Origin of the sequence: Actinocrinis puniceicyclus, assembly GCF_018283645.1 — a bacterium.
Lineage (GTDB): Bacteria > Actinomycetota > Actinomycetes > Streptomycetales > Catenulisporaceae > Actinocrinis > Actinocrinis puniceicyclus.
The window spans coordinates 53,510-78,539 of the sequence record NZ_JAGSXH010000006.1 but is presented as its reverse complement, the minus strand read 5'-3'; the positions used below and the strand labels follow the sequence as shown (position 1 = coordinate 78,539).

The 25,030-nt window shown below is 68.9% G+C and carries 18 protein-coding genes and 1 pseudogene; 7 read left to right on the top strand and 12 right to left on the bottom strand.

The window, feature by feature from the left end; all coding sequences use genetic code 11:
* Positions 1-43 precede the first annotated feature (43 nt).
* From KGA66_RS03220 to KGA66_RS03210, 3 genes are all read right to left on the bottom strand, one after another.
* Positions 44-640 (bottom strand): DinB family protein, encoded by a 597-nt coding sequence (locus KGA66_RS03220; RefSeq protein ID WP_211464304.1) that lies wholly within the window; start codon positions 638-640, stop codon positions 44-46.
* A 129-nt stretch (positions 641-769) separates the two neighbouring features.
* Positions 770-1,990 carry an MFS transporter gene (locus tag KGA66_RS03215; RefSeq protein ID WP_211464299.1) on the bottom strand — a complete coding sequence of 407 codons (1,221 nt, stop codon included), beginning with the start codon at positions 1,988-1,990 and terminating at the stop codon, positions 770-772.
* 26 nt (positions 1,991-2,016) lie between these two features.
* On the bottom strand, positions 2,017-3,264 hold the full coding sequence (locus tag KGA66_RS03210) for an ATP-grasp domain-containing protein (RefSeq protein WP_211464298.1): 1,248 nt from the start codon (positions 3,262-3,264) through the stop codon (positions 2,017-2,019).
* Positions 3,265-3,764: 500 nt separating this feature from the next.
* On the opposite strand from KGA66_RS03210, the gene KGA66_RS03205 reads away from it, so the two are divergent.
* The 4 genes from KGA66_RS03205 (at position 3,765) to KGA66_RS03190 (ending at position 8,250) form a co-directional block, all read left to right on the top strand.
* Positions 3,765-4,007, top strand: coding sequence for a hypothetical protein (locus KGA66_RS03205; RefSeq protein WP_211464296.1), 243 nt, complete (start codon positions 3,765-3,767; stop codon positions 4,005-4,007).
* Between the two features lie 633 nt (positions 4,008-4,640).
* Positions 4,641-5,684 carry a glycosyltransferase gene (locus KGA66_RS03200; RefSeq protein WP_246506944.1) on the top strand — a complete coding sequence of 348 codons (1,044 nt, stop codon included), beginning with the start codon at positions 4,641-4,643 and terminating at the stop codon, positions 5,682-5,684.
* On the top strand, positions 5,681-6,718 hold the full coding sequence (locus KGA66_RS03195; protein WP_211464292.1) for a glycosyltransferase: 1,038 nt from the start codon (positions 5,681-5,683) through the stop codon (positions 6,716-6,718). The genes KGA66_RS03200 and KGA66_RS03195 overlap by 4 nt, the downstream gene beginning before the upstream one ends.
* Positions 6,715-8,250 (top strand): glycoside hydrolase family 130 protein, encoded by a 1,536-nt coding sequence (locus KGA66_RS03190; RefSeq protein ID WP_211464290.1) that lies wholly within the window; start codon positions 6,715-6,717, stop codon positions 8,248-8,250. Before KGA66_RS03195 ends, KGA66_RS03190 begins: the two co-directional genes overlap by 4 nt.
* Before the next feature lie 304 nt (positions 8,251-8,554).
* Here the strand turns inward: KGA66_RS03190 and KGA66_RS03185 are convergent, their stop codons facing one another.
* From KGA66_RS03185 to KGA66_RS31355, 8 genes are read right to left on the bottom strand one after another with little or no spacing between them, the layout of a single operon-like run.
* Positions 8,555-9,934 carry a hypothetical protein gene (locus tag KGA66_RS03185; protein ID WP_211464288.1) on the bottom strand — a complete coding sequence of 460 codons (1,380 nt, stop codon included), beginning with the start codon at positions 9,932-9,934 and terminating at the stop codon, positions 8,555-8,557.
* Entirely contained in the window at positions 9,931-11,157 is a 1,227-nt protein-coding gene (locus KGA66_RS03180; RefSeq protein WP_211464286.1) for a glycosyltransferase family 4 protein, read from the bottom strand. Before KGA66_RS03180 ends, KGA66_RS03185 begins: the two co-directional genes overlap by 4 nt.
* Positions 11,145-12,107, bottom strand: a complete 963-nt coding sequence (locus tag KGA66_RS03175; RefSeq protein ID WP_211464284.1) for a glycosyltransferase family 2 protein — start codon at positions 12,105-12,107, stop codon at positions 11,145-11,147. The genes KGA66_RS03180 and KGA66_RS03175 overlap by 13 nt, the downstream gene beginning before the upstream one ends.
* Positions 12,104-13,396, bottom strand: coding sequence for an O-antigen ligase family protein (locus tag KGA66_RS30805; RefSeq protein WP_211464282.1), 1,293 nt, complete (start codon positions 13,394-13,396; stop codon positions 12,104-12,106). The genes KGA66_RS03175 and KGA66_RS30805 overlap by 4 nt, the downstream gene beginning before the upstream one ends.
* Complete coding sequence (locus tag KGA66_RS31360) at positions 13,393-15,432, bottom strand: glycosyltransferase (RefSeq protein WP_211464280.1); 2,040 nt, start codon at positions 15,430-15,432, stop codon at positions 13,393-13,395. The genes KGA66_RS30805 and KGA66_RS31360 overlap by 4 nt, the downstream gene beginning before the upstream one ends.
* The gene (locus tag KGA66_RS03160; protein ID WP_211464278.1) at positions 15,429-16,289 is read right to left on the bottom strand and encodes a class I SAM-dependent methyltransferase; all 861 of its coding nucleotides are present in this window, start codon (positions 16,287-16,289) and stop codon (positions 15,429-15,431) included. Before KGA66_RS03160 ends, KGA66_RS31360 begins: the two co-directional genes overlap by 4 nt.
* Positions 16,274-17,788, bottom strand: a complete 1,515-nt coding sequence (locus tag KGA66_RS03155) for an oligosaccharide flippase family protein (protein WP_211464276.1) — start codon at positions 17,786-17,788, stop codon at positions 16,274-16,276. The genes KGA66_RS03160 and KGA66_RS03155 overlap by 16 nt, the downstream gene beginning before the upstream one ends.
* 46 nt (positions 17,789-17,834) lie before the next feature.
* Positions 17,835-18,857 (bottom strand): sugar transferase, encoded by a 1,023-nt coding sequence (locus tag KGA66_RS31355; RefSeq protein WP_211464274.1) that lies wholly within the window; start codon positions 18,855-18,857, stop codon positions 17,835-17,837.
* Between the two features lie 839 nt (positions 18,858-19,696).
* Here KGA66_RS31355 and KGA66_RS03145 point away from each other — a divergent pair.
* A complete protein-coding gene (locus tag KGA66_RS03145) occupies positions 19,697-21,397 on the top strand; it encodes a DUF4012 domain-containing protein (protein ID WP_211464272.1) in 1,701 nt (566 codons plus the stop codon).
* Here KGA66_RS03145 and KGA66_RS32415 read toward each other — a convergent pair.
* A pseudogene (locus tag KGA66_RS32415) lies at positions 21,317-21,895 on the bottom strand (chorismate-binding protein); the annotation flags it as partial. The gene KGA66_RS03145 and the pseudogene KGA66_RS32415 overlap by 81 nt on opposite strands.
* 409 nt (positions 21,896-22,304) lie before the next feature.
* Here KGA66_RS32415 and KGA66_RS03135 point away from each other — a divergent pair.
* Both KGA66_RS03135 and KGA66_RS03130 read left to right on the top strand, forming a co-directional pair.
* Positions 22,305-23,543, top strand: coding sequence for an acyltransferase family protein (locus KGA66_RS03135; RefSeq protein WP_211464268.1), 1,239 nt, complete (start codon positions 22,305-22,307; stop codon positions 23,541-23,543).
* Between the two features lie 420 nt (positions 23,544-23,963).
* Positions 23,964-24,998: a LacI family DNA-binding transcriptional regulator gene (locus KGA66_RS03130; protein WP_211464266.1), complete on the top strand. Its 1,035-nt coding sequence runs from the start codon at positions 23,964-23,966 to the stop codon at positions 24,996-24,998.
* Positions 24,999-25,030 lie beyond the last annotated feature (32 nt).

Genomic DNA, 25,030 nt, shown 5'->3' with positions numbered 1-25,030 from the left:
GGTGGCGACGCTCGCCCGAAGGCGCTGTGGCGCTCGGCCGTACTCAGCGGTGCGGGGCGACGGTGGCCCGCAGTTGGTCGAGGTGGTCGTCGTCGTGGCCGGCCAGGACCGCGAGCAGCACTCGCACGGATTCGGCGCCGCGGTAGGAGAGCACGCCGCGGCGGTCGAAGTCCTCCCGGCTGAGCGAACGCGCCAGGGCGACGGTGTTGCGCCGCGCCGTGACGAACCGGTCGAGCGCGTCGTGGATCGGCTCGATGTCGAAGAACCGCGTCCAGGGCTCGGAGTCGTAGCCGAAGATCTCCGGTGTGTCCTCGGTCAGGATCGAGCGGATGCGCACGGCGTTGACCGCTTCGTTGTCGGCGAAGTGGTGCACGATCTGCAGCGCGCTCCATTCGCCCGGGGCCGGCGGCTCGGCCAGGCTCTGCGGCTCGGCCGAGGCGAGCAGGTCGCGGACGGTGGCGGGGGTCTCGGTGAGCAGGTCCAGGATGTCGCGGCCGCCGGCGAGCAGGCCGAAAGCGCGGCGTTGCCCGGGCGTGCAGCGTCCCTCGGCGACGGCCGCGGTGGCCCAGGCGCGTGCCTGGGGGTCTTCGGGCTGGTCGAAGAGGCGGTCCAGGACGTTGGCCCAGTCGAGTTCAGCCATGATCGAAACCTGCTTTCTCGGGCGGGGGCAGGGCAGGGCGACGGCCCGTCGCTTCCTTGCGGCGCGTCCGGCGGTGAACGGTGCGGATGGTGAGTGGGACCGGCCGTTCGGGTGAACGGATCGGGTGGATCAGCCGACGGGCACGGAGGGCATGTCGGCGGGTGTGCTGAACAGCCGGTCCCGTAGCGTCGCGGTGGCCAGCACGAACACGAGCAGGTAACAGACGGTGACGCCGCCGTAGAGCAGCGCCGTGCCGTGCACGCCGAGACCTTCGGTCAGCGGCCCGGACAACGGGATCAGCGCGATCGCGGTGAGCGAGATCGCGCACTCCTGGGTGATCGCCAGCCGGCCGAGGATGGCCGCCGAGGCGCGGGTCTGCAACAGCGTGTCGAGGCTGGTGGCCCCGAGCGCGGCGGCGATTCCCAGGAGGAGGAACGCGGCGCCGGCCACGGTCAGCGATCCGGACGCGGCCAGCAGCAGCAGCGCGCCGACCGCGATCGCGCAGGACACACCGACCAGCGCGGAACGCTGGCCGCCGATTCGCCGTACCAGCAGCACCGCCAGCAGCGCGCCGAGCGAGGCGCTGCCGTCGAGCACGGCCACGCCGAAGGACTTGCCGCCGAACGCCGCGTTCACCGGGGCCACCAGCACGGTGGCGAGCGAGGTGATCACGGCCGGCAGCGCGCCGAGGATCAGGTGCATGCGCAGTCCCGCGTTCGCGCTCAGTACGCGCCCGAGTTGGCGCCAGTTCTCCAGCAGCGAGACCCTGGCCCCGGCCGCGTCGCCGTCGACCGCCGTCGCGTCGTGCACGGCCACGCGCAGCATGGCGATCGTGGCCGTGCCGACGAAGAAGAGCGCGCCGACCACGCACACCACGCTGCCGACCGGCAGTACCGCGTAGAGGCCGGCCACCACGCCCATTCCGCTCAGCTGCGCCACCTGCAGCAACGCGAACCGCAGGGCGTTGACACGGGGCCGGGCCTCCACCGGGCTGACCAATCGGGCGAGGACGAAGCTGGCCGAGCGGTAGATCGGGCGGATGAACGCGGACAGCAGGAAGGCGATGATCAGCGCGAGCTCGCCGAAGCCGCCCCAGAGCAGGGCTCCGCCGACGAGCACCATCACGGCCCGGATCGTGTTGGAGGCCAACGCCACCCCGAGCACCCCGCGGCGGTCGAGGACGCTGCCGCCGACGGACTGGCCGACGAAGCCGAGGCCGTACTCGATGGCCACCAGGAAGCCGAAGGCGGAGGCGTTTCCGGTCTGGCGGTAGAGCGCGAGACCCGTCACCAGCGTGAATCCGCCCACACCGACGTTGGTGAGGAAGAAACCCAGGAGGTAGACGGTCACCGCGCGGGGCCGGCCGCCACGCACGATCAACCCTCGTCGACGCGGACGTGGAGGGTGGCCATCGCCTCGTCGCGCAACCGGACCGCGGCCTCGGCGTCCTCGGCCTTGACTCGGATACACGCCAGCCGGGAGTAGGAACTGCGCAGCCCGGACAGTTCGCCGCCGTCCTCGATCAGCCGGTGCACGAACTCCACGCCGGGCAGTTCGCCTGCCTGTTCGAGCCCGTCGATGCCGGCCAGCCGCCCGGAGTCGGGCGGAGCCAGGAAGCCGATGGCGCCGGCCGCGTGGTAGTGCGGCCGCTCGCGGCGGGAGGCGAGCTCGTCCAGCTCGGCCAGGTCCGCGCCGGCGATCTGGCGCAGCAGCAGGTCCGTGACGTCGATCCCGGTGGCCGCGGTGACGAGGTCGATGATCCAGTCGCCGGCCTGGCGCAGGTGCGTCTCGACCAGGAACGGCCCGTCCGTACCGAGGATGACCTCGGTGTGGGTGATCCCGCGCTCGACGCCGAGGGCGGTCAGGCAGGCCCGCACGTGCGCGAGGATGGCCTCCTGCGCGTCCGCGTCGATGCGCGCCGGCACGACGTGGCCGAGCTCGACCTTGGTGGTCTCGTCCTTCAACTTCTCGGTGACGGCGAAGACGTAGTGCGTGCCGCGGTGGGTGAGCGCCTCCACGCTGTATTCGGGGCCTTCGACGTACCGTTCGGCCATCGGTGTGGAGCGGTCCAGCCGCGGCGCGTCCCCGTCCGCGCCGTCCGCGCGCCGGAACGCGGTCTCGATGTCCTCGGCCGAGCGGATCACCGCGATGCCCGCGCTGGCGCGCCCCTCGCTGGGCTTGATCAGCAGCGGCGGCCCGACCTCGGCGAAGAAATCGGCCAGTTCGGCGACGTCCGCGACCTGACGGAACGGCACCTTCTCCACTCTGGCCGTGCGCAGCCGCTCGCGCATGGCGTTCTTGTCCACCGTCAGCCGGACCGTCTCGGTGCTGTGGAACTCCAGGCCCAGGTCCTCGGCGATCGCCGCGGCCTTGTCCTGGTCGATCTCGGCGAGCGCGGCGACGGTGTCGATCGCGTACTCGGCGTGCAGGAAACGGGCCGCGGCCAGCCACTTCTCCAGCGGGGAATCGTCGTGCACGACGACGACCGCCTTGTTGTCCCCGAGTTGGTGCACCCAGGGCAGCACTGTCGCCCGGCACAGCGCCACCGTGCTCAGCCCCTCGGAGACGGCGCGCAATCTGGGCTGCAGGTCAGATCCTCCTCCCACCAACAGGACGCGGCTCATCGCAAATCATCCCCGTTCGTGAAACGACGGCGAGGTGTGGGCTCACCGCCGTAGATGAACTCGTTCGCACAACGTTCTATCAGGATCCTGCACGACCGGGCGAGGGTCGGTCAATGCGCGGTCCGCATCGTGGGATGAGGGATGCGCGACACACCCCGGGTATATCAGAGGGCGTTTGATAAGAACTTTTCGTCTTGGTCTGTCGATCCCAAGGTCGCAGCCCTGGTCGAGAGTCTCGTGGTCGTACGCGAGCCCGCGATGGAACATCAATCAGCTGATATTTCTTCCCGCGACCCAGCGGCGCGGCACGGCGCCCACCGGGCGGACCATCTGCCCGAATGAAACGTTCTGACCGCACGCGATGTGGCCGGTTGCGGAACAGACCGGGACGAGGTTCGCGTCCTGGCACGCTGCTGTTGGCGGTTAAGACGGATGGTTGTATCTCAGGCCTGCACCGAGATCCCAGCCAGGTGTCGGAACCCTGGTTTAGCGTCGCCGTCGTGACCAGTCCCGATGCCTGCGCGACCGCCGTGGCGCCGCCCTTCACAGCCGATGCGGTCCGCGCCGCCTACGACGGCGCGGCCGCCCGCTACGCCGAGCTTTTCGCCGACTCGCTGCGCGACCATCCGGTGGAGCGCGGTCTGCTTGCGGCGTTCGCCGAACTCGTGCGCGCGAACGGGTGCGGGCCGGTGGCCGACCTCGGAATGGGCGCGGGTCAAGAGCCACGGGTTCGCAGGAGATGATGGGCGGCCACCGCTGAACAGCTCCAGCCCCGATCGCCCGCTCACCGAGAGCAACAACCAGAGCCCGGATCGATCACGCCGGGAGCATGCCCGACGCTCTCGCTCCCTCAGGCACCGATCCGGCCCGGCTGGACGCGCGCTGCCGGGTCGGCGTATAGGTGGCGCGGGGTCGCCCGGCAGCCGTCCCCCGGTCGCGACGCGGCGTGGCACCGCGAACGGCGTCTGTCACCACGACTGCCGGCACACGCGCCGCGTCCCAGCGGGGAGATGCTACTGTGGCCAAGCCGACAGTTCCGGTGACGCCTTCTTCTCAGCGGACCTCGTTCGTCCGTTCCGAATCCGACGAGCCCCGCCTCGGGGTGCGGATCTCTCGCGTCACGTGTACGGCTGTTGATTCTGGTTCGCCTTCCTGGCGCTGAAGCGCCACCGACAGGCCACGCGGTCGGGTTTTCACGGAGGGTCTGCTCCGCGTGAGGCCGGCCGCTCGTGCCATCGGGCCTCCGGCCGTCCGACCTCGATGCCCTGTGAGGTGTGTCGTCGATGGTTAATTACGGTTTTCTCAGTACCTATCCGCCCACTCAGTGTGGGCTGGCAACGTTCTGCGCGGCGCTGCTGCATCATCTGTCGAACCCGATGGCCGGCAGCCGATGCGGTGTCGTCCAGGTCGTCGACGGGGCCTACCAGACGATGCGGCAGGACGAGGCCGCATCGGTGATCACTGCGCGCCCGCTCACCGCGAGCCGCGCGGCCGAGGTGCTCAACCGCTATGACGTCCTGATCATTCAGCACGAATACGGCATCTATGGGGGTCTGGACGGCGAAGACGTGCTCGCCGTGCTCGATCGCGTGGATGTCCCGGTGATCGCCGTGCTGCACACGGTGCTGGCCTCCCCGACGCCGCATCAGCGGCTGGTGTTACAACGCGTCATCGACGCCTCGGACGCCGTCGTCGTCTTGTCCCAGACCGCTGCCGCCGCCCTCAAGGCCGGCTACCTGATCGACGAAGGACGTGTCAGCGTCATTCCGCACGGCGCCCCGATACTGGGACACCGCCGGCCAGGCCGGGCGAGCGGCCTGCACAGGCCGACGATCCTGACCTGGGGACTGATCGGACCCGGCAAGGGCATCGAGTGGGCTATCGCCGCGCTCAGCCACCTACGCGACCTGCACCCGGCTGCCCGGTACCTGGTGGCCGGCCAGACCCATCCGAAGGTGCTTGCCGATCAGGGCGAGGCCTATCGCGACGGGCTGCGCCGTCAGGCACGGACCGAGGGCGTCTCCGACCTGGTCGAGTTCGACCCGACGTACCGTGCGGTCGGATCGCTGATGAACATGGTGCGCCAGGCGGACGTCGTGCTGCTCCCCTATGACTCCACCCAGCAGGTCACCTCCGGCGTGCTCATCGAGGCGGTCGCGGCGCAACGCCCCGTGGTCGCCACCGGGTTCCCGCACGCCCGCGAGTTGCTCGGCGGCGGCGCCGGGCTCGTTGTGCCGCACCAGGACCCGCAGGCGATGGCCCACGCGATCCGCCGGGTCCTGACCGAGCCGGGTCTCGCCGAGGCGATGAAGGAGCGCTGCGCCAAGCTTGCCCCCGCCCTGACCTGGCCCTCGGTCGCCAACGACTATCGCGCACTGGCGAAATCGCTACTGGCCGCCCCGGTCACGGTCGCGCCGTGACCGAATCGAGCGCCGGACTGCTGGAGGCCGCATTCAGCCACCTGGGCCGGCTCAGCGATGACACCGGGCTGTTCGAACACGCCTGCTACGGCACGCCACGGCGCGAGCACGGCTACTGTCTGGACGATGTCGCCCGCGGCCTGGTCGTGCTGTGCCGCCAACCGCCCCCGTGGCACCTGGCCGGGCCCTTGGATCCGCTCGCCGAGCGGTACCTGGCCTTCGTGGTGCACGCCCAGAGCGCCGACGGCCGCTTCCACAACAGGCTCTCGTTCGACCGGCGCTGGCAGGATGCGCCCGGACTGGGCGACTGGTGGGGCCGGGCACTATGGGCGCTGGGCACCGCCGCAGCACGCTCACCGCTGCCGTGGGTGCGTGAACGCGCCGCGTACGCCTTCGGCTCCAGCGTCCAGCAACGCTCCCCCTGGCCACGTTCGATGGCCTTCGCGGCTCTGGGCGCTGCGGAGTTCCTGGTCGCGCACCCCGCGCACCAGGGCGCGATCAACCTGCTCACTGACGCGGCGAAGATGATCGAGCGACGCGAACCGGGTACGGACTGGCCATGGCCCGAGGACCGGCTCGGTTACGCCAACGCCGTCTTCCCCGAGGTACTCATCGCCGCGGGGCAGCTTCTCCTCGACGCCGAGGCCGGCTACCACGGCCTCGAACTGCTCGAGTGGCTGCTGTCCACCGAGAGCGCACCCGGCCATTTCTCGCCCACCGGGTCCCAGGGCTGGCGCGTGGGCCAGCCGCGGCCGGGCTTCGACCAGCAACCCCTCGAAGCCGCGGCTCTGGCCGACGCCTGCGCCAGGGCGTTCGAAGTGAGCCAGGACGCGCGGTGGATCGCAGGCGTCGAGCGCACAGTCGACTGGTTCCTCGGTGAGAACGACCAGCGAGTCGCGCTCTACGACCAAGGCAGCGGCGGCGGCTACGACGGCCTGCACCCGCAGGGCCACAGCGCCAACCAGGGCGCCGAGTCGACTCTGGCGCTGATCTCCACCCTGCAGCAGGGCATCAGGATCGCAGGGCGACGATGACCCCGCAGTCCGCCGACGCGACGGGCGCCGCCGACGCCCACGAACTGGTCACCCGTGCGCCTCAGCGCCTCACCCCCGATCCGGGCCGGGTGATCGCGAAGCTGTTCGTGCCCGGTGAGGAGGTGCCGGAACACGAGTCGCGCACCGCGCGGGTCATCGCGCGCGTGCTGGCCCTGGGCGACTCCGAGGCGGGCGCGGCCCTGTCCGCGACCCTCGCGTCCTTCGCCACACGCCATCGGGACCTGCGCGGCACCTTCGCGGACCATTTCGAGACCGTCGCGCACCGCATCCCGCGCGCCGTCGCGGTCTCCGGCCCGCGGCGCCTGCTGATCGGCTCCTACTTCACCCACGAATACGCGATCGAGGGCGCGGCGCTGTGCAATCCGTGCATGGTCGCCCATCCCGACCAAAGCGGCCTGGGCCCCGACCAAGTTCGATTCGTGCTCAGCGCCCGCGCGATCGGCGAGGGCCACCTGTCCTGCATCGAGCTGCGCACCGGGGTCGCCGGGCCGGGCGGGCGGATCGACCTGGACGCACCCGCCCCGTACGCAGGCCTCGGCCGGGTACGGCCGCCGCAATACGACCTGCGGCAGTTCGAGGCGGTGCTGTCCGCGACCGGCGATGACGACGAGGTCGCCGCCTTCCTGCACCGGCACCTGCCCCGCCGGTTCGCCGCCGCAGAACTCGAACAGACGCTGGAGCAGCTGCCCGCGCGGCTGACCGCTCGTCAGGGAACTCACCGCACCATCGAGCGCATCCGCTGGATCGCCGCGTCCACCTACGACCTCGAGTTCTCACCCGACACCGCGATCAGTGAACGCGTGCTGTGGCCCAACGCGCCGACCGAGCGCCACGGCATGGAGGACGCCAGGTTCGTGCGCTTCACCGATGACGACGGCACCAACTCGTACTACGCGACGTACACCGCGTTCGACGGCGCCTCGGTCACCCCGCAGCGCCTGCACACCACGGACTTCCGCAGGTTCCAGATCACCCAGCTCACCGGCCCGGCCGCGCTGAACAAGGGCATGGCGTTCTTTCCGCGCCGCGTCGGCGGGATGTACATGGCGCTCTCGCGCTGGGACCGGGAGAGCACGAGCATCGCGACCTCTCCGGACAACCAGACCTGGAGTGTCGGCGCCACCGTGCACGCCCCGGGCCGGGCGTGGGAACTCACCCAGGTCGGCAACTGCGGATCCCCGATCGAGACCGCGGACGGCTGGCTCGTGCTGACCCACGGCGTCGGCCCGATGCGCACCTACAGCATCGGCGCCCTCCTGCTGGACCTCGACCAGCCCGACCGGGTGCTGGCGAGCCTGCCCGAACCGCTGATGACGGCCGCGTCCGCGGAGCGCGACGGCTACGTTCCCAATGTCCTCTACTCCTGCGGAGCGATGCGCCACCGGGACACCCTCGTCATCCCCTACGGCACCAGCGACACCGCCATCGCCTTCGCCACCGTGTCGCTTCCCGCTCTGCTTGACCGGATGCGCCACACCCGAAGCGACGCAGCGAGCCGTGGCGGCACATGAACTCGGCGGCGGTGACCGCGAATCGGCAGGTCGGCCGGGTTGAGTTCGGGCCGTGTCCGGGCAGGTGGTGCTGGACCCTCATGCATCCGCTTGCGCTCTGCCTTGTTCCACAAGCCAGAAGTCCACTACTCAGCAGCCTGATCACGACCCGGTGTCACATACTGAGGTTCCCCTCGTAATGCGCAGTTCCCGACGTAGGATGATCTTGGTCGACCCGACCCCCTCCTATAGGAACTCCGCTCACGACTGAACGCATCAGGTGCATGGTCCGGCAGCAGACAGACAGCCGCTGGGAACTCCACGTTCACGCGGCACTCGGGATGGTGAAGTCGGGCGCGGAGTTTCGGCGCGATTGCGGTGCGGTCCGGCTGAGGCCTGTCATGGCGGTGCCCGTCGCGCCGCCCGGCCTTTCGAACGTCGAACGTCGGGTGCCGATGGCACCGAGGACGAGTACACCCTCGATCGGGGTGCCGATCCTCTGAAGCAGCAGCACGGCGCGGCGCATTTCGGCACACCTCGTCATCCCCGCCCGAACGACGAGCACGGCTGCGTCGGTGCGCAGCGCGGGCGCCGCGATGTCCGCGCCTTGGAGGACGGCGGGCGCATGGACGAGCACGAGATCGCTGGTTTGCGCGGCTTTGTCGACGAGTTCGGCGAATGGGCGTCCGCGCAGCAAGGCCGCGCCGGTTCGAGGGTCGGCGGGTGCGGCCGGCATCACAGTAAGCGTCGATGGTGCGGCCAGCCGCTCGGGCATGACGGGACTCGGGCCGGTGAGCACGCTTTGCAGGGAGAACTCCTCCGACTCGGGAAACTGTCGCGCCATCGCCGAACGGCTGAGCTGAGCATCGATGAGGGTCACGTGTTCGTGGCATTCGGCCAGCCCCAGGGCGAGCAGGGCTGCCCCCATGCAGCGGTCGTCAGCTCTGACCTCCGTGACCAGGAGCCTGCGGTGGTCGGTGCTGTGCGTCAGCGCGGTGAGTAGCGCGGCCGCTTCACCTGCGGCCTCGGCCACGCGCCTGCGCCGGTAGGCCGACCGTGCGCCGGAGCGGATCGAGCGGCGGGAGATGCCGGGGATCGCGGCGAGGATCGGCAGCCCGAGCTGTGCTTCGATCTGATCGGGCCACCGCAGCCGGTCGTCCAAACGGCGGCGCATCGACATCAGGCCCAAGCCCGCCATCAGTCCGAGCAGAGCGCCGATAGCGTCGTTGAGCAGTGGCAGCGGCGTCGCTGCCTCCGAGGGAACGGCGGCTTCGTCGAGTGTGTGCGCCGCGATGCGACCGGCCACGCCGAGCGGTTGCTTTGCCATCTCGAGGCTCAGGACGCGTGTGGCTGCATTGGCGATGTTCGCTGCGTCGGTCGGCTTGTGGGCCGTGGCGGTAAGGGTGAGGATCTGCATTCCGGGCTGAGAGTCGGCGCTGATGTGGTCGATGGCGAGCGCTGCCGGAACCCGCGCCTCGTTCGCGGTCGCCAGGGCCACTTCCCTGGTTTCGGCCAGACGCGCGATCGTCGGCATCAGCTGGCCGGCATCACCGGTGATCAAGACGGAGGCGTGTGCTTGATATGTGCGGGGGGTCAGCGCGGTCGCGACATGGGCTCCGCCGATTCCGGCGCACGCCGTCGCCAGAAGAACTGCGGCGGCTCGGTAGCCGGCGCGCAGGTTGGGGCTTGGGTCGAGGGTGCTCATCGGGCGTTCTCCTTCGGTGGCGCGCTGTTGGCCGGCGAATAGCCGGGCTCATGGGTGAATCCGGGTCGGTTGGTGCGCAGCGCTGCGTCGGGCCGGGCCAGCTCCCGCCAGACACCACACAAGGATTCTGCGATGTGCGACCAGCTGAATTCCGTTGTGGCTCGCTCTCGTGCGGTTTGCGCCAGCTTCGAGGCATGGGCGCGATCGTCCCGGATCCGGGCGAGGCGTTCGGCGAGTGCCACGTGGTCGCCTGCCGCGAAGATGTGGCCGGCCGGGCCGATGACGTGCGGAATGTCGCCGGTATCGCTGCCCACGACCGGGATTGCGCAGGCCATCGCTTCGACCAGGACGCGCCCGAACTGTTCGCGAAGCGGGATGCCGATCCACGGAACGAGGTTGCGCTGGATGACTTCCCGTGAAGGGAGTGCGAGGACGTCCATGCGGGAGAGCAGGGCGGGAAGCTCCGTGTGGTCGGCCCACTTCTCAAGTTCCACCCGTCCCGGCCGAAGTGCCGCCGCCTGCTCGATTTCGCCGCGCAGGCTGCCTTCACCGACCACGAGAAGGTGGCAGTCCAGCGCCTTCGTGGCTCGAAGAAGGTCGCCGATTCCCTTGTGGGGTTCGAGCCGGCCGACGAAACCGACCGTGAACGGCCGGGGTTCACCGCCGGGCTTGGGACGAAACAGTTCGGTGTCGACGCCGAGCGGCACGATCGTGGCGGGACCACGGTAGCCCTTGCTGCGCAGCACCTGCAGTGCCGAGGGGGTGATCGGTAGCGCGTGCGCGATCGCGTTGTAGGAGCGGCGTTCGAGGATGGGGAACGGAAAGGGCAACCGCATCACGACGTTCTGCGCCGCGTAGAGGGTGACTGGCACGCGCGGCCAGTGACGATCGCGTAGCCGGATCGCCTGTCGGGTCGAGAGGTAGGATGCCTCGCCGATGACGTGGACGACATCGGGGTGAGTCCGGCGGATGGTTCGCGCGCTGCCGGGGCGGAACATCACCGAGGCCATATGGCCGGTGCGGTCCTCGCCGAGCAGGTGCGGGGCGAGATGGAAGCAGAACTTTTCCTGACGGCCTGCCAGCTGCGCGAATGCCTCCGCGGTCAGTCGAGACACGTCCGCCGCGAGCACGGTGATCGTGACGTCTCCCTGATCGGTCAGTGCCTTGAACAGGTCTGTCCAGTGTTCCGTGCGTTTGCCGACGGCGGTGATCAGGATGTGCATGGGCGTCCTTCGGTGCTGACGGGGCCGGCCGTTCTGGCGATCCGGGCCACGTGTGTCCAGGCCCGGATACGGGGGTTGTCCTTTGCCTGCCGGGTGGGCTGGCGGGTTCTGGCGAGCGCGATTCCGAGCACGGCCCGAATGAGAACCAGCATTCGTACAATTCGGTATGTCTCGGGGTGGTGCCGGGCGAAGAAACGCAACTGGCTTTGATAGAGATGCGGCCAGATCCGCGACGGGTCGGAGCAGCTGGCGCCGCCGATGTGGACGGCTTCGACGGCCGGCACGTACAGCACGTGGGCGCCGCGCCGCCATGCCTGGAGGCAGAGTTCCTCGTCCTCGTAGTACATGAAGTAGCCCTCGTCCAGGCCGCCGATCTGCTTCAGAAGGCTGGTGCGTACTGCGAGGCACGCGCCGGAGAGCCAGTCCACGGCAACGGGGGGCCCGGGGTCATGGCAGGCGTCATAGACGTGGCGGCGCCGAGGACCGCACAGCAGCCGGCGCAGCCAAACGGGTAGGAGCCCACCGCCGAACCGGCTGGCCAGCACGGTGGTCCAGGTTTCGAACGGGTGTGCGCTGATGGCGATCGCGCCCCGAGGGTCGACGAGTCGCGGGCCGACGACACCGACATGGGGATGCACGCGAAGCATCATGATGAGGGCGCGCGCGGTCGCTGCCGGCATTGTGCAATCCGGGTTCACCAGCAGGAGGGTGTCGGTGTCGGTCTCGGCGAGCGCTTGGTTCACCGCGGCGGCGAATCCGACGTTGGCCCGGTTGACGGTGAGCCGGACTCCGGGGAAGCGATCTTCGATCAACGCGGTCGTACCGTCCGCGGATGCGTTGTCCACCACCCGTACGGTTAAGCCTGCCTCGGTCAGTGCGGTGAGGCACCCGGTGATCTGGGCCTCGGAGTTGTGGGTGACGATGATCGCAGTGGCCTGAGACTGGTTCATCGGGCACCTTCCAGGGCGTAGGACGAGGGCGCCTTGTTCTCCAGACGGGCGGTCAGAAGAGTCAGCGCGGGGAGCAGCCCGAGCTCCCAGTGCCCGTCGGTGGGACCCGCGAAGGCTGCCGAGGCGAGGAAACCACAGGTGAGGCAGGCGAAGGCCAAGCTGTGGCCGTCTGCGTGAGCCAGTCCCGCCCGTAACGCCCGAAGGAGCGGCCACAGCATCGCGACCAGCCCCATCAGGCCCATGTTCGCCAGAATCATGACGTAGAACACGTGATAGGTCGGCCCCACGTTGGTGACGGCGAAATCGGGCAGGTAGATGTCCGGGACGCTTTGCCCAAGGCCGCCGCCGAGTAACGGGCGGTGGTCGAAGACATTCAGACCCACGGCCGCCTCCGACGCCCGGTAGCCCGCGGACTGGTGCAACTCCTGGCCCACGAGCACCGCGCGCGCGTGGGCCCCGGCGCTCAGCAGGACGGCGTTCGCCGTGAGCAGTACTCCGGTGAGCGCCGCAACGCTCACGGCGCGGCGGATCGGGCCTTTCGCGCGGACGAACAGGACGAGCAGCGCCAGGCCGGTCGCCAGCCACATGGCGCGGTAGGCCGCGAGCGTGATGTCGGCGGCGAATCCGGCGATCAGCAGGACGATGCCCGCGCGCCGGACGCCACGCAGCCGGCTGGCCGTGACCAGGAGCGACGGGAGCACGAGGACCGAGAGCAGTCCGCCGTGTCGGCCGGGTTGGGTGAACTGCGACACGGCCAGCCCCCCGGCGAGCACGACATAGAGGATTCCCGCGGCGCGCAGTCGATACTCACTGGTGAGGGTGTGGGTGGCGAGGAAGAAATAGGCGGGTGCCACGGCGAGTTCGTACGCAGCGATGAAGATGTCGTGGCGTGCGTTGCCCAGAGTCAGGCCGTAACCGGCGGCGACCAGGACGATCCCGGCCAGGACCAGCATCGGGAGATCCACGATCGTGCGCACCGGTTCGTCTCCGGGAAGAGACAACATCCGGCGCGTGACAAGGGCGACGGCACCCGTCGCCAGCACGCCGGCGTGGACCTCCACGATGAAGGTGACGTGCCCGTCGCCCAGTGCCGGGATGATCGCGGTCGCGCCCACGAGCCCCACGGGGAGTACGGCCCACGGCCAGAACACGAAGGCGACGAGACACACCAGCGCACCGGCGGCCAGGAGGCCGAGGCGTCCAGGGGCCAGATCCGCGAACGCCGCGCCGGCGGCGCCCAGGATCGTCGCGACCAGGACGATGCGGTTTGTTCGGTCGTGGCGAATCACCGGGATCCCTCGAGTTCGGCCAGAAGCGCGCGTACCTGCGCTCCGCGGTGTGCCCAACTGTTGCGCGCCGCCGCGGTCTGCCGCCGCACTCGGGCAGCCGGGTCGTCAGGGAACTGAAGCGCGGTTTCGATGGCCGCGATGAACTCCGGCGGATCGGCCGCGAGCTGGACGAGCCCGGCCAGTTCGCGAAGCGCCGGCAGCGGTGTGGAGACGACGGGTTTGCCGAGCGCCAGGTATTCGTAGAGCTTCTTGGGATGAACGTAGTCGATCAGGCCGCCCACCCGGTAAGGGATGAGGCACACGTCGCAGGCGCGAAGGAATGCGGGCACCTCGTCAAAGGCGACAGGTCCCGGCAGGTGGACGTTGGACAGCCCTGCCAGTGGAGCGCGACCGGACCGGGTCGCCGGTCCGAACAGTACGAAGGTCCAGTCGGGCCGGGCGCGGGCCACCGCGGCCAACAGGTCCGCGTCGAACGCGCGGGAGTCGATCGCGCCCGCGTAGCCGAGCAGGGGCCTGCGAAAGTCCCGCAAGGCATCGCTGGCGGGCCCGTCCGGCGCGAACCGGACGGGGTCGCACCCGTTGGACACGACACGCGCTGGGCGGCGCGAGGCCGGCAGCCGCGCGGGCAACGCCGAAGAGGAGGCCAAAACGAGATCCGCCGCGTTGAGCACCCGGCGTAGGCCCATACGCTGATGCCTGCGATTCCAGGGGCGGGCCAGGGTCCAGTCCATATCCGTCGCGTCGTAGATCATGGCGCGCTCACCGAGTCGACCGGCGGTCCACGCGGCCAGGTCCTCGTCGATCCACAGCAATCGCTCGCCGGGATGCCGGCTCAGCCAACCGCGCAGGCGCGCGGCCGCGACACGGCGGTTGAGCTGGTTGGCCGGCGGCACGTGACGGCCGAGCGGCAGCACACTCGGTGGCCTCGCGCGCCACAGGGACGGCCCGACCTGTTCGACGGTCAGGCGCCACCGTGCGCGCTTTCCAGGCGGGTCCACGAAGAGAACTCGGCGCTCGCCTGCCAATTCGCGGGCCAGAGCGTGCTGTCTGTGATCCCCGGCCGACCAGGCCACGCCGCTGAACATGATCACCCAGCCGCGAGTTTCAGATCCGGCGGGCGGCCCACTGCCGGGAAGCGGCCCGACTTGGCCGCGTACGGCTGCGATCAGGTCTCTTAGGCCGAGTTGCCCGGGTCGGCGAAGTGCACGGCGGGCAAGTCGATCGATCACTACCAGAGCCCGGAAGAGGATGGTCTTTTGTGTTGACTGCGTCGCGTCCACATAGCGGATCAGGCCGCCCAGATGATGACGTGACCTGACACCCGGGTCGAGGAGCCGGGTCGAAGCGCCCAGGGTGTGGGTGACGACGGCGTGCGGCGTCATCCAAAGCTGCCAACCCGCTTCGGCCAGCGTTCGGGCCAGGAAGACGTCGTTGAAATAGATCGGGAAGCGTTCGTCGAGGATCCGTGCTTCGTCGAGCGCGCTGCGGCGCAGCAGCAGGCAGCTCGCCGAGGGCTGGGGAACCTGGCAGGGGCACGACCAGTTCTGATCGCTTATCAGGTACCTGTTCCACGCTCGGCGGAAGCCGGGCAGGTATCTCAGGGCGGTGGCGAGTGCGAGGGCACTGCGGAACGTCGGCAGATCCATGTAGTGCTGCTGGACGGAACCGTCCGGATTCAGATACAGCGGGGCGACCCCGGCTGCCCGCGGGTGGTCGTCGAGGAAGCGCACCAGCGTCTCGAGGGCGCCGGGGTTGAGCACGACGTCGCTGTTGAGCAGTAAGACCAGTCGGCCGCTCGCCGCGCTGTATCCCTGGTTGACCGCGGCGGCGAACCCGCGGTTGGTGTCATTGGCGATCAGCGTGAGGCCGCTGCGCGCCTTGAGCAAACCGGCCGACCCGTCCGTCGAGCCGTTGTCGACGACGATCGTCTCGCAACGCAGTGTGCCTGCGGCGGCGGGCAGCGACGCGAGGGAGCGTTCCGTCTCGGCCGAGGTGTTCCAGCTCACCAGCACTACGGAAACGTCGGGGCTGGTCACGGCTGCGCGGGCCCTTCGGGCAGTTGGGCCAGAAGCCGCACGTGGTCGCCGAGCGATGGATGGGTCGTGCGAGCGGATCCCCACGCGGACCGGTCGGCAACCATCGTGGAGATGCCGGGCCTGCTGAGTCGATGGCGCCGTCTCATGTAGTGCCGTGACGAGACGGTGTCGCAACGGCGCACCAGGAAGCCGCTGTCCTCGACGATCCGGGTCAGTGATCGGGGCGAGAAGTGCCAGCGGTGGCAACCGGGTTGCAGGTGCGCCCATGATGCGCCGGCGCGCGTGGCGGCGGCCGAAGCGATGTTCGGAACTTCCAGGGCGAGCCAGCCACCGGTGGTCAGCGCCTTTCGCGCCACGGCGAGGAACATCCGCGGTTCGTCTACGTGTTCGAGCACGTGGAAGGCGCAGACGGCCTCGACGGCACCGGCCGGTGCGGCGCTTTCGAAGTAGCCCTGGCGCACAGACACCCGAAGTTGTTCGCTCGCGTACCGCGCGCAGGTTTCGGACGGCTCGACTCCGCTGGCGGCAAGGCCGGCGTGCGTGGCGGCTTCGAGGAAGTAACCGCCTGCCGAGCCCGCTTCGAGAACCGACGCGGGGTGAGCCGTGCCGAGAAGCCACCGTAAGCGCAACGCGGCCTCGAAACGCCACTGCGCGGCGCGGGCGAAGTAGTCATGGTAATAGGCGCCGTCGAAGAGGTCTGGCTGTGCCTGGGCCGCGTACCGCGTCGCAGTTCGAGTGAATCCGCACCCCCGGCAGCGGCTTAGCACGCCGTCGGCTGCGGACTCTTCTCCCGCCGCCTGTCGGCACACCACACACTGGGCGGCGTCCTCTAGTTGAATGGTCATCGGTTTCTCCAAACCATCGCGGGGGCCACGATGCGACGTGGTGTCAACTGTGTGATGACTGCCCGGAGACGCGAGCGGTCGTTGCCGTCGAAATAGCGAAAGGCGGCGAGCAGGACGGCGGCGAGCAGGACGATGAGCCCGGTCTGCCACGCCACGGCAAGCGCGGCGCTGGTCCGGCCCGGCCCCCCGGGAAACCTTCCGGCGAGCGCCTCGGTGATCGCGCCCGCTATCGCCGCAGCCAAGGTCGGCGGCCACAATGCACAAAGCAACGGCCCGATAGGACGGTGTGAACTTCGGTGGAAATGCACGAAGAAGTAGCCGGTGGCGCCGACTGCGGCGAGCGTGGTTGACAACAGGACGCCGGAGGGTCCGATCAACCGCAACAACGGGTAGGTAAGCAGCAGGTTGAGCCCGGCGGCGAGCAGTCCGCTGCGGGTTTCACGCCCGGGGCGACCTTCGGCACGGGTGACCACCGCGGCCGCGCTGGCGCACACGGCCACGGCGCAGCCGGGGGCTAGGATCTCGACCGCCCGCGCGGCGGCGGGCATGGGGCGGGCGAGCCACAACCGCACGAGCGGGTAGGCCGAAACCATCAGCACTGCGGCGCCGGTCGTGGTGAACACGGCCAGATACCGGGTCATCGCGATATACAGCCGATCGAGGCGGTCCGGTTCCCGCGCGGCGCGCGAAGCCGCCGGGAACAACGCCGTCAGAATGATTCCCGTGGGCAGGCGCAGCTGGCCGACGAGCCGGCTGCCGATGTCGTACCCGGCCACCGCGGGGGGACCGAAGAAGAAAGTCAGGACGAGCCGGTCCATCTCGCTGTTGACAGCGCCGGCCACGTTGGCGAGCTGGATGCGCGAACCATACGCGAAGGCATAGGAGACATCGGCTCTCCTGATCTCTCGGAAGGTAGGCGCAAGCTCAGGAGCGCTCCGGCGCACTGAGCGGACGAACATCGCCGCGGCCAGTACGCTCGTGGTCGCCGTTGATGCGGCCAGGGCTACCAGGCCGCCGCCGAGTTCGACGACCCCGACCGCCAACGCGGCGCCTGCCACCGTACTGGCGGCGCTCGCCCGGGCGACCGCCGCATAGCTCTGAGTCCCTTCCAACACGGCCCGCCAGGGCATCGCGAGGCTGTCGACGAAGAATCCGGCCAACAGCAGGAGGAGCGCGCTACGCGCGGGCGACCCGAGAGACCCCAGGCGGCACAGATGCGCCAGCCACGGCCAGCAGATCGCGGTACAAGTCAGCGCCAGAGCACTCAGGCAGGCACCCCACGCAACACCCAGTCCGAGCACCGCGCGAGCCTGACGTCGGCAGCCCCCGTCGGCCACTCGGGCGACCTCTCTGATCTGGGCCGAGCCGAGTCCGAGGTCTGCGAGCCTGACGATGGCGACCATCCCCGCCAGCACTGCCCAGATTCCGTACGAGCGGGTGCCGAGCCGCGCGTACACCACGGGCAGTGATGCCATGCCGGCCAGGATGGATACGATGCGGGCCGCGAACAACCTGGCGCTGTTGCCGGCTACTCGGGAGGTGAGGGGCAGCGTCGCACTAGCCACGTGGGAAGCCCCGCACAAGGTCCAGCAGGGTCAGGAGAAGCAGCTTGAGGTCCATCCGCATCGACCGGCAGTTCATGTACAGCAGGTCGCAGCGCAGTTTCTCCTCCACGGTGGCCGAATAACCGCCGATAAGCTGCGCCAGTCCGGTGATCCCGGGCCTGATGAGGTGGCGTGTCCCGTAGTGCGGCAGCCGGTGGAAGCCCGCGATGAACTCCGGCCGTTCCGGGCGCGGACCCACCAGGCTCATCTCGCCGCGCAGAACGTTCCACAGTTGCGGCAGTTCGTCGAGCCGCAGCCGCCGCAGTGTCCGCCCTACGCCGGTCGTCCTCGGGTCGTGCGGTCCGGCCATCACCGGCCCGCTCTCCCGTTCTGCGTCCACGCGCATCGTGCGGAGCTTGACGAGCCGGAAGGTCCGGCCGCCCTCGCCGACCCGGTCCTGGACATAGAAGGGCGGACCACTCCAGCCGATGACTGCGCAGATCACCAGAACCACCGCGACCACCACGGGGGCGGCGGCCAGGACCAGCGTGATGTCCATCGCGCGCTTCACCAGACCTGCTGCCCGCCGCCGATCAGGCCAGCCGAGGCGCAGCCACGGCACGCCGCCGAACCGGTGCAGCCGCGCCGGGCCCAAGAGCCCATAGGCCGGCAGCGCCAGGACAAGCATCTGGACTCGGTGTTCAAAGCAGACCCTCATGATCGAGCTGTCCAGGCTTTCCAGCGGAACGGTGGACAGCAGCATCCGGGGCCGGTGTGCCGCGAGAACCTCTGCGACCTCGGCCGGTGCGGACCGATAGCCCAGATGAGCGATAACGTCGAGTTCGTGGCGCAGGCGCTCGCGGCAGGCATCGCCGAGAACCTCGTCTTCCAGAACCACCACGCGCGGTCGGCCGCCGCCGCGGCGGCCGGCGAGCCCCCGTACTGTTGCGCGAATGGTCGAGACATCCGACACCGCAGCGGCAGGAAGACGAACGGACGGCTGTTCAGCGCGCAGCCGTTGAGCAGCACTTGTCACCGCGCGGACCCGATCGCAACCAGTCCGGCCTGTGTGAGGTCGCGTAGCGCCGATGACAAAAGCGCTTCACCTACCATCGCTGACCATCCAACTTCGCTCCAAAGACGCGATCGAGCACTCAATGCATGATTCTGTCCTCGATAACGGCACAGATGGGTATCGACACGCCTAAATCGGCGGTATACCCACCACAGTGGACAGCCGCCCATGGGCACCTACGCTGGCGGGCGACTCTCGGAGAGCCGCACCAAGGGCCCAAACGTGTTAGCACGTTGTCGTATGTTTCACCTGAATGGCGGCCTAATCAGAAAGCTAAGGCATCCAAGGTGATTAAAAGGCAGTACATAATTGTCATGCCTGGCAAGTTCCAGTCCTGAAAGGACATACCCCGTGAGCCCAAACTCCGCAGCACGGTGGTCTAGTACTGCCGTCGTGGCGTGTGCCGCACTTCTGGCACTGGCAAATACCGACGCGGCGGCCACGATCATGCCGCCCGTCGCAGCCGTGCGGGCAGAGCCATACCCCCCAAGCCCGCCGCCTCCCACCGCTTCCCCCAGTTGCGGCTGTTCACCAACCGCCACCGCCTCCAGCATCCCCGGCACTCCACCGAGCAGGGCCCATACGGGCACCGGAGGATTGGCGAACACGGGGGCATACGTACTGTTGCCGGCCGTAGTCGGTACCACCGCTCTGGCCAGCGGTGGCGCCTTCATCATCACGCGGCGCCGACGACGCGCTTCGGGCTCCGCCGAACGGTGAGGCGACTGTCGCTGCGACGATTCGCGTGCAGCAAGCGAAAACTGATGCTAGGAAGCGCCGCACTGCTGGTCGTCGTAGTGATGAGCGCCGCAGGTTGGATAGCCGCTCGTACGGCGACCGTGCGCGCGCACCTGAGCGCGGCGCGCACGGCGGTCGACCGCCTTCAAACCGACCTGGCCAACGGAAACGCCGCCGATGCCAGAAATTCACTGAAAATCGCACAACGCGAAGCCGCTGACGCGGCCCGAGCCACATCAGATCCCGTATGGTGGCTGGCCGCGCGGCTGCCGTTCGCAGGCCGCCCGATCCGCACCATCCGCGGGCTCGCCCAAGCCGCGGACGGGTTGGCCAATCACATCCTGCCTGACCTGCTCGACGCCACCTCCACAGTGCAGGCGGAAAACCCCCGGAAAAACGGCCACCCACTGTCCGCCATCCTCACCGCTGCGAAGGCCGCAAGCGTTCCTCTGGGGGACGCGGACCGCAGGCTCAGGGCTGTGACATCCCAACTGGCCTCCCTGCCGGGGAACACCGGAAGCGCCGAGATCGACAATGCCCGCACCGCCCTCGCCGAGCGCGTCGGGCGTCTTGAGAAAACCGTCGCGACCACGTCGACGGCGGCACACCTGCTGGCGCCGATGCTCGGGGCCCAAGGCCCCAGGCGCTATTTCCTGGCGTTCCAGAACAATGCGGAGGCGCGAGGCACGGGAGGGCTCGTAGGTGCCTACGGCGTGATTGTCGCGGACAACGGACACCTGAGTTTCGCGCAACTCGGATCGGATGTCGACATCCGAATGGCGGCACGGCCCGTCGTGGATCTCGGCAAGCAATTCGCCGCGCTATACGGCGCCGACGACAGTGCCCAGCTCCTGGCGAATTCCAACCTCTCACCGAACTTCCCGTACGCTGCCCGAATCTGGACCGGCCTCTGGCAGCGCCAGACCGGCCAGCGACTCGACGGCGCGATCGCCACCGACCCGGTCGGTCTCGCCGACCTCCTCGCCGCCATCGGTCCGGTGACCCTGCCCGACGCGGAGCAACTGACCGCTGCGAACGCCGTCCAACTCACCGAGAAAACCGCCTATGCCCGTTTCCCGGACCCGGCCACACGTAAGCACTTCCTCATCGAAGTCGCCGGCGCCGTTGTGAATGCGCTGCTCAACGAACCTCACGACCCGACAACACTGTTGCGAGCCGTGGCGCGCACTGTCGAGGACGGACGCCTCAAGGTGTGGAGCAGCACGCCTGCCGAAGAACACATTCTCGCCGCCACGCCAGTCGGAGGCGCACTCCCGCAGACCCCGGGCCCATTCGTCGACCTCATCGTGAACAACGCATCCGGGACCAAGCTCGATTACTACCTCGATCGGTCCGTGGCGTACAGCCTCGGCTCATGCCACAACGGCCGCCGCATCAGCACCGTGCGGGTTACTTTGACGAATAACGCACCTCCCGCAGGCATCCCCGAGTACGGCGCATACCGGCTCGACGACCCTGGGCATCCGCACGTATGGGGCTCCAACGCCCTCTGGGTGTCGGTCTACGGCGCCATTGGCGCACAGCTGACCAGTGCGACCCTGGACGGCAGAACCGTCGCCATGTCCGTCAACGCCGAACTCGGACATCCCGTGTACGGCACCGGCATCGAGCTCAACCCTGGCCGGCCCCGCACTCTCGAGCTCAAGCTCACCGAGCCGATCTCAAACGCGCCTCCGGTGGTCGCGCAACAACCCCTCGCCCGTTCGCAGATCACCCGCGTCTACCGGCGGTCCTGCCAATGAAACGGGGCTGAACCGCTCCAGCCGCAGAAACCTATGGCCCGTCAGGCCGCCGTCCCCACCCACGAATTTCGGCACGGACCCGACTGTGGCATGACCTTGCGACCGAACATCCGCCTTGAGCAGCATCTCCTGGAACTCCTCGGCCGGGTCAGAGTCGAGCACGATGGCGCCGCCGGCCCCGATCTGCATCCGCCCGCCGGCGAACACCGCGGTGCGGATGGCGATGTTCAGATCCGCGGTGCCGTTGCAGGCCGGGAACCCGATCGCGCCGGAGAAGACGCCTCGGGCCGACGCCTCGAGTTCGTCGATGATCTCCATCGTGCGTTTCTTCGGCGCGCCGGTCATCGAGCCGCCGGGAAAGCACGCTTTCACGCAGGAGACCACGGTCTGCTCGTCGCGCAGCCGGCCGCGGACCGTGGAGACCAACTGGTGCACGGTCGCGTAGGTCTCGACCCGCATCAGTGCGGGCACGTGCACGCTGCCGGTGGATGAGCTCCTTCTCGAGGGCCGCCTTCTGCGCCGACTCGTCCACGGTCTGGGCCCAGGCGCCCACCGCCCGGTAGCCCTCTGCGGCGAACTGACGGATCGGAAGCCTCGGCTGGGCCGTCATAGCTGGTCTCCAAACGTAGCGCGATCGAGGCTTGGTGCGATCGACGCTGACGAGTGCGACATCGGCGCGTCCACCTCACGGTCGGGTAGCGGAGTAGTCCCACCACCCATGCTGAACTGGGAAGAGCCGCCGACACGCAGCGACCTGGGAACGGTCGCCGATGGATGCTCAGGTGGAGGTCGAGGCCTGACATGGATAGACACGGAAGGGCCCGCCGTCCGATGCGCCCAGTGGCTTTGGTAGCTTGTCCTGTTCTTGCGTCTCGCCGGGATTACGATTTTGGGGCTGATATACGGCATGTCCGGTTTCGTGTCATCCCTGCGTGACCGCACGCTCGCGACCGACTCGGCCGGGCGACGCAACTCGATCGGCTTCCTGCGGCTGACGTTCGCCTCGGCCGTCGTCGTCTCGCACTCGCGCGTGCTGGGCTTCGGACAACTCGACCCGGGCGAGGCGAGCACGCGACATCAGACCGACCTGGGCAAGCTCGCCGTATTCGGGTTCTTCGTCCTCTCCGGCTATCTGATCTCCGGCAGCGCGGTTCGCATCGGGCTCGGCCGCTACCTATGGCACCGATTCCTGCGGATCTTCCCCGGTCTGTGGGTCTGCCTGCTGCTCCTCGCCTTTGTCATGGCCCCGCTGGTCTGCCTGCACGAACGCGGCTCTCTGAGCGGTTTCTGGGTGCACCCGGGCGGTCCGTTCGACTTCGTGCGGGCGAACTGGTGGACCGGTTTACGGCAGCTGGGCATCTCCGATCTGCGGGTCAACCCAATCGTCGGCATCTTCGACGGGCCGCTGTGGTCGCTCGCCTACGAAATGCTCGGCTACCTCGCGATCGCCGCACTCGCCTTCAGCACGGTCCTTTCGCGGGCGCCACGACTGCTGCTCGTGCTGACCGCGACCGGCTGGCTGTACATCGTCCACTATCAGGTTCAGGCGCACACGTGGACCGGGGGGCACCCGGCCGGCGTGACCGTCACGCTGCCGCTGCTCGGCGCGCTGACCACCGGCAACATGGTCTATCTCGGTTTCATGTTCGCGTTCGGCGCGGCCGCGCAGCTCTACAAGGAACGCTTCAGTACGCACGGCGCCCTTGCCGTGATCGCCGCGCTCCTCTTCCTGCTCTCGGCCCGGATGGGCGGATTCTTCGTGCTCGGGCTGCCCGCGTACGGCTACCTCGTGCTGTGGGCCGCGATGCGGCTGCCGCGGCGATTCCAAACGGTCGGCCGAAAGCGCGATTACTCATATGGCCTGTACATTTACGCCTGGCCGGTGCAGGAACTGCTCACGATGCTCAACGTTCCCCGGTGGGGTCTGGTCGCCTACACCTGCCTGGCGCTTCTCGGCGGCCTGGCGCTGGCCGCGCTCTCCTGGCATCTGGTCGAACGCCCAGCGCTGCGACTCAAAGACTGGACGCCGGCATTCGCCCGCCGATGGCGTGAACGGCACGCCCAATTCGAGGATGTCGTGAACAGTGAACTGCCCGACATCGTCGGGCAGAGTCGATCCGAGCCAGCGCTTGACAGCAGCGCTTGATCGACGCTTCGGCTACGGGCGCAGCGGCGCCGGGCCGAGCGGCGTCCGCACGCGGGCCCTGCTTTAGCAGGCCGACGATTCAGCCACCGAAATCACCATCTTCCCTGCCGTCTCGCTCGTGGGCCCCGGACCGGATCCGCGCAACGCCCGTTACCGATTTCCGCGTACTTGAAGCCGAAGAGGAACGCACCAGCTTGCGCGAAGGTTCCGGGCACTACCTGGCAGGCGGCCTGGCACTTCCGTTCGGACCTTGACGAGACCGGATGTTTGCGCTAACAATTCTCCACGGCGTCCGCTCCGGCGAACCAGGCCGCAACTGTCCCGCCCCGAGTGTTCGGGCGGTTTCATGATCCACGCAATACGGTCCAATCAGGTCGAACTCCTGCGACGATGGCGTGCAGAGGGAGGGTGAACGGCGAGATGCGAGTCATCGACGGCGATCGGGCCCCGGTCATGGCCGACGTCGCACGGATCGCGGGTGTCTCGCACCAGACCGTCTCGCGCGTGCTCAACGACCACCCCAACGTGCGCCCGGCCACCCGGGACCGGGTGCTGGCCGCGATCCGCGAACTGGGCTACCGGCCCAACGCGGCCGCCCGCACGCTGGTCACCCGGCGCACCAACACGCTCGGCGTGATCAGCTTCAACACCACGCTCTACGGGCCGGCCTCGATGCTCTACGGCATCGAGCAGGCCGCCAAGCAGCACGACTACTTCGTCACCGTCGCCGCCCTGGCCGCACTCGACCGCCGCTCGGTGCTCGACGCGGTGGAGCGGCTGCGCGACCAGGCGGTCGAGGGCATCATCGTGATCGCCCCGCAGACCACCGCGGTCGGCGCGCTGGCGAACGTCCCCTCGGACGTGCCGCTGGTCGCGGTCGGCTGCGGCACCCACTCCGCGCTGGCCTCGGTGGCCGTGGACAACGAGGCCGGGGCCGAACGTGCCACCTCCTACCTGCTGGATCTCGGCCACCGCACCGTGCACCACCTGGCCGGCCCCGCCTCCTGGCTGGACGCGCAGGAACGCCAGATCGGCTGGCGGCGCACGCTCGAAGCCCACGGCGCGATCGTGCCCGAGCCGCTCAACGGCGGCGACTGGTCCGCGCGCACCGGCTTCGAACTGGGACAGCGCATCGCCCGCGACCCGGGGATCTCCGCCGTCTTCTGCGCCAACGACCACATGGCGCTCGGGCTGCTGCGCGCGTTGCAGCAGGCCGGCCGCCGCGTCCCCGAGGACGTGAGCATCATCGGGTTCGACGACATTCCGGAGGCTGAGTATTTCGGGCCACCGCTGACCACCGTGCGCCAGGACTTCGACGAACTGGGCCGACGCGCCCTTCGCTCGCTGATCCAGCTGATCGACGCCGACCAGCGCGGCATCCCGGCCGCCGCGCCGCACATCTCCATCGAGCCGGGCCTGGTGGTCCGCGCCTCCGCCACACGCCACACCGACTGAACGGCGATCCCACGAAGAGGTGTTTTCGATGA